At 71.4% G+C, this 13,615-nt stretch carries 10 protein-coding genes; 3 read left to right on the forward strand and 7 right to left on the reverse strand.

The annotated features are described in order from the left end of the window. Genes yjfF through OWR29_RS15560 form a run of 4 tightly spaced genes read right to left on the reverse strand, consistent with a single transcriptional unit; the run spans position 1 to position 4,612 of the window. The gene (yjfF, locus tag OWR29_RS15545) at positions 1 to 1,020 is read right to left on the reverse strand and encodes a galactofuranose ABC transporter, permease protein YjfF (protein WP_267563531.1); all 1,020 of its coding nucleotides are present in this window, start codon (positions 1,018 to 1,020) and stop codon (positions 1 to 3) included. Then, complete coding sequence (locus tag OWR29_RS15550; RefSeq protein ID WP_267563532.1) at positions 1,017 to 2,054, reverse strand: ABC transporter permease; 1,038 nt, start codon at positions 2,052 to 2,054, stop codon at positions 1,017 to 1,019. The genes yjfF and OWR29_RS15550 overlap by 4 nt, the downstream gene beginning before the upstream one ends. Then, complete coding sequence (locus OWR29_RS15555; protein ID WP_267563533.1) at positions 2,051 to 3,568, reverse strand: sugar ABC transporter ATP-binding protein; 1,518 nt, start codon at positions 3,566 to 3,568, stop codon at positions 2,051 to 2,053. The genes OWR29_RS15550 and OWR29_RS15555 overlap by 4 nt, the downstream gene beginning before the upstream one ends. A 54-nt stretch (positions 3,569 to 3,622) precedes the next feature. Then, positions 3,623 to 4,612, reverse strand: coding sequence for an ABC transporter substrate-binding protein (locus OWR29_RS15560; protein ID WP_267563534.1), 990 nt, complete (start codon positions 4,610 to 4,612; stop codon positions 3,623 to 3,625). Between the two features lie 386 nt (positions 4,613 to 4,998). Between OWR29_RS15560 and OWR29_RS15565 the strand changes: the two genes are divergently transcribed. Further along, positions 4,999 to 5,994, forward strand: coding sequence for a LacI family DNA-binding transcriptional regulator (locus OWR29_RS15565; RefSeq protein WP_438872604.1), 996 nt, complete (start codon positions 4,999 to 5,001; stop codon positions 5,992 to 5,994). A gap of 218 nt (positions 5,995 to 6,212) precedes the next feature. After that, entirely contained in the window at positions 6,213 to 7,205 is a 993-nt protein-coding gene (locus OWR29_RS15570; protein WP_267563870.1) for a LacI family DNA-binding transcriptional regulator, read from the forward strand. A 265-nt stretch (positions 7,206 to 7,470) separates the two neighbouring features. On the opposite strand, the gene OWR29_RS15575 is transcribed toward OWR29_RS15570, so the two are convergent. Together OWR29_RS15575 and OWR29_RS15580 are read right to left on the reverse strand one after the other, a co-directional pair. Next, positions 7,471 to 8,127: a response regulator gene (locus OWR29_RS15575; protein ID WP_267563536.1), complete on the reverse strand. Its 657-nt coding sequence runs from the start codon at positions 8,125 to 8,127 to the stop codon at positions 7,471 to 7,473. Then, positions 8,124 to 9,311 (reverse strand): sensor histidine kinase, encoded by a 1,188-nt coding sequence (locus tag OWR29_RS15580; protein ID WP_267563537.1) that lies wholly within the window; start codon positions 9,309 to 9,311, stop codon positions 8,124 to 8,126. The genes OWR29_RS15575 and OWR29_RS15580 overlap by 4 nt, the downstream gene beginning before the upstream one ends. 134 nt (positions 9,312 to 9,445) lie before the next feature. Here OWR29_RS15580 and OWR29_RS15585 point away from each other — a divergent pair, with 134 nt between their 5' ends. Further along, positions 9,446 to 10,402, forward strand: a complete 957-nt coding sequence (locus tag OWR29_RS15585; protein ID WP_267563538.1) for an alpha/beta hydrolase — start codon at positions 9,446 to 9,448, stop codon at positions 10,400 to 10,402. Positions 10,403 to 10,422: 20 nt separating this feature from the next. Here OWR29_RS15585 and OWR29_RS15590 read toward each other — a convergent pair whose 3' ends face one another. Next, positions 10,423 to 13,566, reverse strand: coding sequence for a chemotaxis protein CheB (locus OWR29_RS15590; RefSeq protein ID WP_267563539.1), 3,144 nt, complete (start codon positions 13,564 to 13,566; stop codon positions 10,423 to 10,425). Between the last annotated feature and the right edge of the window lie 49 nt (positions 13,567 to 13,615).

Genomic DNA, 13,615 nt, shown 5'->3' on the forward strand with positions numbered 1-13,615 from the left:
TCACTTGGCCTTTCTCGTGACGAGCCGCTGCAGGACGATGAACGCGAAGAGCAGGATCCCGACGACGATCCGCGTCCACCACGAGTTCAGGTCGCCCTGGAACGTGATGATCGTCTGGATGAGACCGAGCACCAGCACGCCGAGCACGGTGCCCAGCACGTAGCCCGATCCGCCGGTCAGCAGCACCCCGCCGATGACCACGGCGGCGATCGCGTCGAGCTCGAGGCCCTGCCCGTGCAGGCTGTATCCCGACGAGGTGTAGAAGCTGTAGAGCACGCCGCCCAGCGACGCGCAGAACCCGCTCAACGTGTAGACGGCGATGCGCGTACGCCCCACCGGCAGACCCATGAGCAGCGCCGAGTCCGCGTTGCCGCCGATCGCGTACACGTTGCGCCCGAACCGCGTCCAGGCCAGCACGAGCGCCGCGATCAGCACGACGACGGCCGCGATCACCACGTTGAGCGAGATGAACACCCCGTCGTCGAACCGGAACCTCTTCTGGGCCATCTGCGTCCAGAAGTCGTTCGTGATCGGGATGGAGTTGCGGTTGATGAGCAGCGCCAGGCCCCGGGCCAGGAACATGCCGGCCAGCGTGGCGATGAACGGCTCCACCTTGAAGAAGTGGATGACCGCGCCCATCCCGAGCCCGAGCACCGTGCCGATCAGCAGCACCAGCGGCAGCACCACCCCGGCCGGCCAGCCCGCGGTCAGCAGGGTGGCGGCCACGGTGGTGGTCAGGGCGATCACCGCGCCGACCGACAGGTCGATGCCGCCGGTCAGGATCACGAACGTCATGCCGACGGCCACGACCAGCAGGAACGCGTTGTCGACGAAGATGTTCAGGAAGACCTGGGTGTCGCCGAAGCTGTCGTAGTTGTAGACGCCGATCGAGTACATGACGATAAGCAGGGCCAGCGTGGCCAGCACCGGGATGTGCTTGGTGTTGGGCCGGTAGACGCGCCGCCCGCCCAGAAGCGAGCGGTTCCGCTGGGGTGTCGGTGGAGTGGTCACGACGGTCATGCCGCCACCTCCGCCCGCGGAGAGCCGGACCGGGAGCCGGAGCCGAACCGGCCGAACACCTTGGCCCGGAACGTGGCCGACTGGGCCAGACACAGGATGATCACGACGACCGCCTTGAACAGGAGCGTTGTCTCGACCGGCACGCCCACGCTGACCGCCGTGATGTCGAGCGTGGTGATGATGACCGCGCCCAGCACGCTGCCCGCGATCGAGAACCGGCCGCCGGTGAGCGCCGTCCCGCCGAGGACGACGGCCAGGATGGCGTTCAGCTCGATCAGGTTGCCGGCCGCGTTGCTGTCCGCGCTGGACACGTCGGAGCTGTAGATCAGGCCCGCCACGCCCGCGAACGCTGCCGCGAACACGTACACCATGATCGTGATTCGCCGCGCCCGGATGCCCGCCAGTCTCGAGGCAGTCGGACTGCCGCCGACCGATTCCAAGAGCAACCCCAACGCCGTACGCCGGGTGAGCGCGACAGTCAGGCCGACCGCAACCGCAGCGATGAGGAACGAGACCGGGACGCCCAGGAAGTAGCCGGCCCCGATCACCCGGTACGGCGCCGAGTGCACGTTGAGGATCTGCCCGTCGGTGATCAGCTGGGCCACGCCGCGCCCGGCCACCATGAGGATCAGCGTCGCGATGATCGGCTGGATGCCCAGCACGGCCACCAGGAACCCGTTCCACAGACCGAAGACCAGGCACAGCGCGATGGCCGCGCCGATCACCAGCAGCACCGGCCCGACCGCGTCCGGGTTGCTCAGGTCGCCGATCAGCAGGCAGGCCAGCGCGCCCGAGATGGCCATGACCGACCCCACCGAGAGGTCGATGCCGCCGGTCGAGATGACCAGCGTCATGCCCAGCGCCACCAGCACGAGCGGGGCGCTGCGGCGCAGGATGTCGATCAGCGAGCCGTAGAGGTGCCCGTCCTGCAGAGTGATCCGGAAGAAGTTGTCCGAGAAGATCAGGTTGCTGACCAGCAGCACCACCAGCACGACGGTGGGCCAGAACAGGCGATGTCTTACCAGGTTGGTCATGTCGTGGCTCCACCGGCGATGGTCTGCATGATGCGGTCGGCGTCAACGTCGTCGCCGTTCTCGAGCTCCTCGACGAGCCGCCGGTCCCGCAGCACCTCGATCTTGTGGCTGAGCCGCAGCACCTCCTCGAGCTCGGCGCTGACGAACAGGACGGCCATGCCGCCGTCGGCGAGTTGCGCCACCAGCCGCTGGATCTCGGCCTTGGCCCCGACGTCGATGCCGCGGGTGGGCTCGTCGATGATCAGCAGCCGGGGCTCGGTGATCAGCCAGCGGGCCAGCAGCACCTTCTGCTGGTTGCCGCCGGACAGGTCGCGGACCAGCCGTTCCGGGTCGGCCGGGCGGATCTGCAGCGCCTTGACGTACCGGTCGACCAGCTCGTCCTGCTTGCGGCGCGGGATCGGCCGGGTCCAGCCGCGTGCGGCCTGCATGGCCAGGATCATGTTTTCCCGTACGGTCAATTCGCCGATGATTCCCTCGGTGCGCCGGTTCTCCGACGAGAAGGCGATCCCCTCGGCCATCGCCTCCCGCGGCGCCTTGACCGTGTGCGGCTTGCCGTCGATCAGCAGCGCCCCGTGGTCGGGCCGGTCGGCCCCGAACAGCAGACGCGCCAATTCCGTACGCCCGGATCCCAGCAATCCAGCCAGGCCGACCACCTCGCCGGCGTGGATGGTCAGGTCGAACGGCGCGATCGCGCCGGTGCGGCCGAGTTCACGCGCGTCGACGATCGGCGTGCCGCGCTCGGTCACCGTCGCCTCGCGAGCGTGCTCCTCGATCTGCTCGAGCGCCTCCAGCTCCTTGCCGATCATCTTGCTGACCAGCTGCATCTGGGGCAGCTCGGCGGTGCGGTACTCGCCGATGAGCCGGCCGTTGCGCAGCACGGTCATCCGGTCGGCGATCTCGTAGACCTGGTCGAGGAAGTGGCTCACGAAAAGGATTGCCACCCCTTCGTCGCGCAGCCGCCGCATGATCGTGAACAGCTGCTCGACCTCGGAGGCGTCCAGGCTGGAGGTCGGCTCGTCGAGGATCAGCACCTTGGTCGTGCCCACGTCGGTCGCGCGGGCGATCGCGACCATCTGCTGGATGGCGAGCGAGTAGCTGTCGAGCTGGGCCGAGACGTCGATGTCGAGGTCGAGCCGGGCCAGGCTGACCTGCGCGCGCTTGCGCATCTCGGACCATTGGATGCGGCCGAACTTGCGCGGTTCGCGGCCGATGAAGATGTTCTCGGCCACCGAGAGGTTGGGGCAGAGGTTGACCTCTTGGTAGACGGTGCTGATGCCGGCCTGCTGGGCCTGCAGCGGCCCGGTGAACCGCACCTTCTGCCCGGCCAGCTCGATGTCGCCGCCGTCGATGTCGTACACGCCGGTCAGCACCTTGATCAGCGTCGACTTGCCGGCGCCGTTCTCACCCATCAGCGCGTGGATCTCGCCGGGCAACAGCCGGAAGTCGACGTCGTCGAGGGCGACGACGCCGGGGAAGACTTTCTTGATGCCGGTCATCTTCAACTGCTCGGCCATGCGGGCTCCGTTCAGCGGTGGGCCGCCCCGAGGGGCGGCCCACCGGCCGGTGACTCAGTACTTGCGGGACGGGAGAGCTTCCTTGGCCTGCTCCGGGGTGAAGGTCCCCTCCTCGGTGAGCACGCGCTGCGGGATCGTCTCGCCGGCCTTGGCCTTCTTGACCAGGTCCATCAGCTGTGGCCCGAGCAGCGGGCTGCACTCCACGATGAAGTTGATCTTGCCTTCGGACAGCGCCGTCATGCCGTCCTTGACCGCGTCGACCGTAATGATCTTGATGTCGGTGCCGGGCTTCTTGCCGGCCGCCTCGATCGCCTCGATGGCGCCCAGGCCCATGTCGTCGTTGTGCGCGTAGAGCACGTCGATCTTGGGCTGCGACTTGAGGAAGGTCTCCATCACGGCCTTGCCGTCGGTCCGCGTGAACTGGCCGGTCTGCGAGGCGACGACCTTGAACTTGGTCTCGTTCTTGATGACGTCGGCGAAACCCGACTTGCGGTCGTTGGCCGGCGCGGCGCCCGGCGAGCCCTGCAGCTCGACGATGTTGACCGGGTCGCTCTTGCCCTCGTACTCCTTGACCAGCCAGTCGCCGGCCTTCTTGCCCTCCTCGACGAAGTCCGAGCCGATGAAGGTCTTGTAGAGCGAGGTGTCCGGGTCGTCGATCGCGCGGTCGGTCAGGATCACCGGGATGCCGGCGTCCTTGGCCTCCTTGAGCACGGTGCCCCAGCCGCTCTCGACCACCGGCGAGAAGGCGATGACGTCGACCCGCTGGGTGATGAAGTTGCGGATGGCCTTGATCTGGTTCTCCTGCTTGCCCTGGGCGTCGGAGAACTTGAGGTCGATGCCCGAGGACTGGGCCGACTCCTGGATCGACTTGGTGTTGGCCGTACGCCAGCCGCTCTCGGCGCCGACCTGCGAGAAGCCGAGCGTGATCTTGTCGCCGCCGCCTCCGCCGTCGCCGGAGCCACTGTCGCTGCTGTCACCGCACCCCGCGACGGCCGAGGCGAGCAGGAGCCCGCCGGCCACCGCGATGGAAAGTCTTCTGAGCACTGGATCCTCCTGATGTGAAGGCGCGCCTGTTAACGTTCACAGAGCAAAGTTCCGGCGCCTCGCGGGGACGACGGGCGACCGGCGGTTGAAGTGTGCCGTTGCGGCGAGTCGCGGGGGCGTCACCCTCAGGACTCGCGTTCCGGAAGTGTTACCGTTCTCATCACGCGAGTCAAGGCCTCAACACCGGTTTGTTACCGACGGATTGCCGATTCCCGCCCGGTGCAGCAAGACCCCGGTGAGATCGATGGACACGGCTCGCTTCAGCCGTACACTGTGCGCGCTCACATCGGGCATAGTCACCGCGGACTCGGGGGTACCACTTGGCATCCAGAAAGCCCGCAGCCGACGGCGTTCCGGCCGCGACGGTCCGGCCCCGCCTGACCGTGATGCGCGACGTCGCCAAGCTCGCCGGCGTCTCGCACCAGACGGTGTCGCGAGTGCTCAACAACCACCCCAACGTGCGCGCCGAGACCCGCGAGCGGGTGCTCGACGCCATGCGCTCGCTCAATTACCGCCGCAACCTGGCCGCCCGCACGCTGGTCACGCGGCAGTCCGACACGCTGGGCATCATCGGTTTCGAGACCACGTTGTTCGGTCCCGCGTCCATGTTGTACGGCATCGAGAGCGCGGCCCGGGACGCCGGCTACATGGTGAGCATCGCGTCGGTGCGCGACCTCGACCGCCGCCAGGTGCTCGAGGCGGTCGACCGGCTGACCCAGCACTCGGTGGACGGCGTGATCGCCATCGCCCCCAAGCAGTCGGTGACCCACGCCCTGGCCCAGGCCCCGCCGTCGCTGCAGTGCGTGGCCGTGGGCGGGTCGGGCGAGTCGGACGCCGCGCCCACGGTCTCGATCGACAACGCGGCCGGCGCCCGCCTGGCCACCCAGCACCTGCTCGACCTGGGTCACGCCACGGTGCACCACGCGGCCGGCCCGGCCGACTGGCCCGAGTCGGCCGAGCGCATCGAGGGCTGGCGCCGCACCCTGTACGCGGCGGGCGCGGTGGTGCCGAGGGTCGAGCACGGCTGGTGGGACGCCGAATCGGGCTACGCACAGGGCCGGGCGATGGCCGACGATCCGAACGTGACCGCGATCTTCTGCTCCAATGACCGGATCGCATTGGGCGTGTTGCGGGCGCTGCACGAGGCGGGCAAGCGGGTGCCGCAGGACGTGAGCGTGGTCGGCTTCGACGACATGCCGGACTCGGGCTTCTTCGTGCCGCCCCTGACCACGGTCCATCAGGATTTCGGCGAGCTCGGGCGACGCAGCCTGGCTCTGCTGCTGGAACACATGACGACCGCTCCGGCCACCGATCCCCCGCCGCCGCACCGGGTTCTGCTGACGCCCGAACTCGTGATCCGCACGAGCAGCGGTCCCCGCTAGCTCTCTGACGTCCGGATGCCTCGACCCTCGCGGCGATCCCTTTGGCCGCACTTGTATCAAGCCTTAGTTCGCCTGGGAACGCTCCCGCCGGTCGGCCGCCTGTGATTTCGGCGGCGCGGCGTACCCGCACGTCAACGAGGTGGGCGGCAAGGGGATATCCTGCCCGCAACCAGTGGATCGGGGTGCGGGTGAGCGTCAAACGCGGACGGCCGCCGGGCATGATGGACGTCGCCCGGCTGGCAGGGGTGTCGCACCAGACCGTGTCCCGGGTGCTCAACGAGCACCCCAACGTCAGCGAGCCGACCCGCCTCAAGGTGCGCGCCGCCATCGCCGAACTCGGCTACCGCCCCAACCGCACGGCCCGGGCTCTGGTCACCGGCACGTCGAAGGTGATTGGGGTCGTCGCGCCCAACACCGCGCTGTACGGCCCGGCGTCGATGCTGACGGCCTTCGAGCAGGCCGCTCAGGAGAGCGGTTTCGCAGTCAACGTGGGCAGCGTCCGCAGCCTCAACGAGCGCTCGATCGCCGACGCCGTCGAGCGTCACCTCGACCAGCGGGTGGCCGGCCTGGTGGTCATCGCGCCCGTGGCCGGCGCCGGACCGGCCCTGGCCCGCCTCCCCGAGGACGTTCCTCTGGTCACGATCGACGGCGACCCCGAGCGGGCCAGCACGCTGGTCACGGTCGACCAGGTGGCGGGCGCCCGCGCGGCCACCGAGCATCTGCTGGCGGCCGGCCACTCCACCGTCTGGCACATCTCCGGCCCGGCCGACTGGTTCGACGCCGCGGGCCGGGTGCACGGCTGGGAAGAGGCACTGCGGGCGGCCGGGGCCGAGCAACCGCCCCTGCTGACGGGCGACTGGAGCGCCGAGTCGGGCTACAAGAACGGGAAGCTGCTGGCCCGCCTGCCCGAGGTGACGGCCGTCTTCACGGCGAACGATCACATTGCGCTGGGCCTGCTGAGGGCGCTGAGCGAGCACGGCCGCCGGGTGCCCGAAGAGATCAGCATCGTCGGCTTCGACGACGTGCCGCAGGCGGCCTACTACACGCCCCCGCTGACCACGGTCCGGCCCGACTTCGACGCGGTGGCCCGGGCCGGCGTCGAGCTGCTGCTGGCCCAGATCGAATCCGGCGCTCCCGACGGGGCGGCCCGCCGCACGATAGCCCCCACCCTGGTCACGCGGGACAGCGTCGCCCCGCCGCCCACCCGCTGACCGGCGCCGCGCTCAAGCAATTTGCTCACCGCTCTGGCTTAGGTGCATCAATGTCTGTTAGCGTTAACAGGTCTCACTACGGGTATTCCTAGGCCTGTGGCGCTGACATCGGAAGAGAGGACCCGGTCGGGGCCATCAAGGGGAGGATGGCCCCGCTGGGTGCTGCCGCTGAGTGCTTTCCGGCGGGTGTTGCCGCTGATCGCCGCTGGATGCTTCCCGGCGGGTGCTGCCGCTGATTGCCGCCGCGGGGCGCTGGCCGCCGCGCTCAGCTCGAGGTCAGCCCGGCCGACTGGGCCAGCAGCCCGGCCTGGGTGCGGTTGGCGCAGCCCAGCTTCTCGAACAGGTGCGACACGTAGCCCTTGACCGTCGCCTCGGTGAGGAACAGGCGGCGCGCGATCTCGGCGTTGGGCAAGCCGTCGCCGATCGCGGTGAGCACGTCCCGCTCGCGGTCGGTCAGCTCGGCCACCCGGGCCAGGGCCGCCTCGCGTTCCTCGTGGGCCGTGGCCGAGGCGGCCACCAGACCGTCCTTCGCCACCGGGGAGAGAACCGTGTGCCCCTGCGCGGCCACCCGGATCAGGTCGATCAGCTCGGCCGGCGGCGTCGACTTGACCAGATAGCCCGCGGCCCCGGCCTGCAGCGCGCGGATCACGTACCCGTCGGCGTCGAAAGTCGTCAGCACGAGCACCACCGGCGGCCGCGGCAGCGCCCGGATGCGTCGGGTGGCGGCAAGCCCGTCGACACCCGGCATGCGCAGATCCATGAGGACGAGATCGGGCGTCTGCCGCACGACCGCCTCGGCCGCCTCGGCGCCGTCCGACGCCGTGCCGACCACCTCGATGCCGGGCGCGGCCGACAGGATCGTCGCGAGGTGCCGGCACACCAGCGGCTCGTCGTCCACGATGAGCACCCGGAGACTGCTCAAGGCCCTCCCCTGACCTTCGCCGGCATCACTGTCTCGAGCCGGAAGCCGCCCGCGCCGTCGGGCCCGACCCGCAGGGTGCCGCCGATCGACTCGACCCGTTCGCGCAGGCCGGCCAGCCCGGCGCCGTTGCCCCGGGCGGACTGCGACGCGCGCCCGGCGCCGTTGTGGACGATGATGCGCACCTGCTCGGGAAAATACTGCGCGTCGACCCGGACCGCTGCCCCGCCGGCGTGCTTGCGCGCGTTGGTCAGGGCCTCGCGCACCACCCGGTAGGCCGTGCGGCCGGTCACCCGGGACAGGCCCGACGGCTCGCCCGCCAGCACGAGCTCGACCCGCTGCCCGGCCCGGCCCGCCTCGTCGACCAGCTCGGCCAGCTGCGGCTCGGGCCCCTCGTCGAGCGGGGCCTCGGCCGGGCGGCCACCCCGGCGCAGCACGCCGACCAGCTCGCGCAGCTCGTCGAGGGCCAGAGCGCCGTGCGCCCGCAGCTCTTCCGCGGCGTCACGGGTTTCGTCGTCGGGGGCCCGCACCGACAGCGCGCCGGCCTGCAGAGTCATCAGGGTGACGCGGTGCGCGACCAGATCGTGCAGCTCGGCCGCCAGGCGTGCGCGTTCCTCGGCCCGCGCCTGCTCGGCCCGGAACCACTGCTCGCGTTCGGCCCGCTCGGCGCGCTCGCCCAGCAGCGCCATCTTGCGGCGGCGAGCGGCCAGGTAGAGGGCGAACAGTGGCGCCACCGCGCTGTGCAGCAGCCCGTTGACGACAAAGCTGGTCGTCGGAGCCCAGGGCCGGACGCTGAGCACGGTCAGCAGCGCGATCAACGACCAGATGGCGGCCGTCCACGCCGGCGGCACGTCGCGCTCGGTGATGTTCTCGACCACGACGGACAGGGCGATCGGGATCCACGGGCTGACCGAGAGCAGCGCCTCGGCCACCGGCAGCGGGGCAGCGAATGCCACCGCTGTCTGCGCTATCGCCGACAGCACGATTGCGAGGGCGGCGGCCGTGGGCCGGAGCCGCCGCACGAGCACGACGACCGAGGTGCAGACCTGAAGGGCGACGAAGACCCACACGTACGCGAGGCCGGTGGTGGAGCCGATGCTGAGCACGGCGAGCACGCCGCCGAGCGCCGCCGCCGCGACCAGCGCGGTCAGCAGCACGCCGTCGACCAGCACGTCACGCCGCTTCATGGGCCCGACGCTACCGGGGCCGAGCCGGGGGCGGACCCTACCAAAGTAGGTGCCCGTCACCTACTTTCTCCGCTGCCGCCGACCGGTCCCCCTCGGGCTGAATGGGAGTCGACAAACAGCGAAGGGAGAAGGCCATGACGACGATGACAAGGCGCGGGCTCCTGGGTGCGGCGGCCAGCGCCGCGGCGATGATCACCACGCCGGCCGCGGCCGCCCAGGCCAGGCCCGTCTCCGAGCGCCACCACCGTGAGGTCACCACCATCGTGCTGGTGACCGGCGCGAACGGCTCGCCCAGCGGCGACGCCGAGCTCACCCTGCGCGGCCACCGCACGGTCGGGATCGAGCTGCCCGGTCACGGGCCCGCCTCGGGCCAGTTCCGCCGGGCCTACCAGTCCCCGCAGAACCTGGCCGCGCTGGCCACCGAGCGGTCCCCCATGGCCGGCATCACCCTCGACGACTACGTCGAGGCCACCGTGGCCGTGGTCCGCCGGGCGGCCCGGCTCGGCCCGGTGATCCTGTGGGGCGGCAGCATGGGCGGCGCCACGGTCAGCCGGGTCGCCAACGCGGTGCCGCGGCTGATCGACCGGCTGGTCTACAGCTCCGCGTTCTGCTGCGTCGACCTGCCGACCATGGGCCACTATCTGCAGACCCCCGAGGCCGCCGGCACGCTGATCCTCGAGCTGGGCGGCGCCTCGCTGGCCGACGCGGCGGTGATCGGCGCGACCCGCACCAACTTCCGCACGAACGACGCCGCCGTGCTGGCCAAGATGAAAGAGGCGCTGTGCGCCGACGCCACCGAGGCCGAGTTCATGACCATGCTCAACGCCTCCCATCCCGACGAGTCGACGCAGGTGCCGCTGGCCGACGCCCGCGGCCACAAAGACACGTGGGGCACGATCCCGCGCACCTTCATCCGGCACACCCGCGACCGGATGATCCCGCTCCCCCTGCAGAACCGGATGATCGCCGAGGCCGACCGGCTGACCCCGCGCAACAAGTTCGACGTGCGCTCGATCGCCACGTCGCACGCGGCCAACCAGGCCGGCTGGGCCGCCACCGTCGACATCCTCGACGAGCTGGCCTGCCGATGACCCGCGGCGGGCGCGTCCTCTCAGCCCGGGCCGGGCAGCTCGGTCGCGGTGCCGACCCACTCGATCACCTCACCGTCCTCGGTGAGCAGCGGGACGGCCCGCGACTGGGTCCAGCCGAGGGTGCCGTCGGGCCGGCGTACGCGGTGGCGCAGCTCGAAGACGCTTCGGGTGCGCACCGCCTCGGCGATCGCGGCCAGCACGTCGGGCTGATCGGCCGGATCGATGTAGGTGTCGAGCCAGGTGCCGCTCGGTTCGGCCGTGTCGGCGATGAAGCCCCGCCCGTCCAGCGCCCGCATCTGCGACCAGTCCGGGTTCATCCGGTAGACGACGTCGAAGCTGGCGCTGACCAGCGCCCGGAAGCGCCGGTCGGCCTCGTGCCGCACCCGGGCCAGCTCGAGCTGGGCGCCCACCCGGGCCAGCAGCTCGCGGGCGGCGAACGGCTTGACCAGGTAGTCGTTGGCCCCCGCGCCGAGGCCCTCGACGGCCGCCTCCTCGCCGGCCCGGGCGCTCAGCGCGATCATCGGGATCCCGCGGAAGGCGCTCTCCGCCCGCAGCTGGCGAATCAGCTGCAGGCCGTCCACATTGGGCGTCATGACGTCGGTCAGCACCAGGTCGGGCGGGTGCCGCCGGGCCGCCGTCCTCGCCTGGTCGCCCGTGCCGACCGCCTCGACGTCCCAGGCGAACGACAAGAGCCGGGTCAGATAGGCGCGCATGTCGGCGTTGTCGTCGACCACCAGCACCCGGGCGCGGGACGACGGGCCGGGGGCCTCGGCCGCCGGGCCGGCCGGCGCGTCCCAGAACCGCGCCACCTCGGCCAGCGCGGACGCCACCGGGTGGTCCACGCCGGTGGCGGGCTTGTCGTCCGGGGCCGCGGGCTTCTTGGGCAGCCAGACCGTGAAGCGGCTGCCGTGGCCGGGCTCGCTCTGCGCCCGTACGCGCCCCAGGTTCTGCCGCACCAGCTGGTCGACCAGGGCCAGGCCGATCCCGGCGCCCTCGTGGTTACGCGCCTTCACGTCGGGCACCCGGTGGAAGCGCTGGAAGATGCGCGGCAACTGGTCGGCCGGGATGCCCACGCCGGTGTCGGTCACGATCAGCTCGGCGTGCTTGGGCCTTTCCCGCAGCTCGACGGTGATCGCGCCCTCGAAGGTGAACTTGAGCGCGTTGGAGAGCAGGTTGGCGACAACCTTCTCCCAGATCAGCGGGTCGAGCATCACCGGCGCGCTCAGCGGCGGGCACGTGACCCGCAGCTCGATGCCCATCTGCTGCGCGGCGCCGCGGAAGGCGCTGGTCACGTCGACGGTGAGCGCGGCCAGGTCCACCGGTTCCGGGCGCACCCGCAGCCGCCCGGCCTCGATCTGCGAGAAGTCGAGCAGGCTCTCGACCATGACCAGCAGCCGCCGCGCGTTGCGGGCGGCCACCGCCACCTCGGCCCGCAGCCGCTCGGAGAGCTCGTTCTCCGCTCCCCCGAGCTCTTCCAGCGGCGCCAGCAGCAACGTGAGCGGGGTGCGCAGCTCGTGGCTGATGTTCGACAGGAACTCGGTCTTCACCCGGTCGAGCTCGGCCAGCCGGTCGATGCGCTCGCGCTGGCGTTGCCGGCCGGTCGCCTCGGCCAGCGAGGCCGCGACCTGCACGGCCACCAGTTCCAGCAGCTCGCGGTAGCCGGTGTCCAGCGACAGCCGCGGATTCACCCCGAGGACGAGCACGCCGCCGGTGGTGGTGCCGGCGTCGTGGTGCTCGCGCAGCGGGAAGACCAGGGCGCTGCGGCCCGTGGTGACGCCGCGGAACGTCTCGTCGAGCCGGTCCACGGTGGCCGGTTCGCCGGTGCGGGTCACCCGGCCGACCGGCCAGGCCGCCGCGTTGTCGAGCAGCGAGATCGTGTGCGGCGCCATCGGGCCGCCCGCGCCCACCCCGGCCGCGGCGATCAGCTCGGCGCTGCCGCGGGTCTTGTCGACCAGATAGGCCAGGGCGAACGGCACGTCCTGGTCGCCGCCGCCGAGGGCCGCGAGCGACCGCTCCAGGCTGGTCCGGCGGGTGCCCGCCCCGGCCGGGCCGGTCGCGAGCCGGTTGAGCAACCGCAGCCGCCGGCTGCTCAGCACCTCGGCGGTCTTCTCGATAACCGTGGCGAGGATGCCCTCCACTTCGCCGCCGGGCGCGCGGATCGGGCTGAACGCCAGGTCGAACCACGCATCCTCGAGGTCGCCGTGCCGGGTGATCGGATAGAGCGCGTCGGTCAGCGACACCGCCTCACCGGCCCGCACCCGGGCGTACAGCGGCTCGTTGAGGTGCCACACCTCGGGCCAGCACTCCTGGTTGGCCCGGCCCAGCCCGGCCGGGTGCTTGGCGCCCATCACCGTGCGGTAGGCGTCGTTGTAGAGCTGCAGGTGCTCGGGCCCCCACAGCACGCACATGGCGACGGGGCTCTCCAGCACGGTCTGCACCACCGAGACCAGGGCGGCCGGCCACCCGCCGACCGGGCCGAGCCGGGTGCGCCGCCAGTCGAGCTCCCGCATCAGCGAGGCCACCTCGCCCGGCCCGGCGAAGGTCCGCTCGGCCGTGGTCCGGTCGTCCCGGCGGCCGGGCAGCTCGCCGCCGCGCAGCACGTCCATCAGCACCGGGCCGATGTCGCGCAGGTCGAGCACCAGGTCGACGGCGCCGCTGTCGACGGCGGCCCGCGGCATGCTGGGGTGCTCGGCCGAATCCTCGCTCTGGGCGACGACAGTGCCGCCCGCCTCCTTCAACGCCCGCGCGCCGGCGGCGCCGTCGCGGCCCATCCCGGAAAGCACGGCCGCGGCCGCGTCCGGCCCGAACGAGTCGGCCAGCGAGCGCAGCAGCAGGTCGAGCGAGCCGCTTCCGGTCGTGTTGACCGCCTCGCTGAGCGACACGGTGCCGTCGGGCATCACCTCGAGGGCGGTCAGCGGCGGGGCGACGAGCACACGGCCCGGGATGAGCAGGGCGCCCTCGGTGGCCCAGGCGACCGGCAGGGCCGACCGGCGGCCCAGGATGTCGACCAGCGCGCTGCCGTGGCTGCCCAGATGCTGGGCCACGACCACGGCCGCCGTCAGGTCGCCCGGAAACTCTTTGAGCACCGAGGTCACCGCGCCGAGCCCACCGGCCGACGCGACCAGCGCCACCACGACCGGCCCGGAGCCGCCCTCGGGAATCACACCCCTACTGTGCCTCTCCGGTCGCCGGTTGTCGCGGGTCGGCGGGCCC

This window comes from Paractinoplanes pyxinae, assembly GCF_026626335.1.
GTDB lineage: Bacteria > Actinomycetota > Actinomycetes > Mycobacteriales > Micromonosporaceae > Actinoplanes > Actinoplanes pyxinae.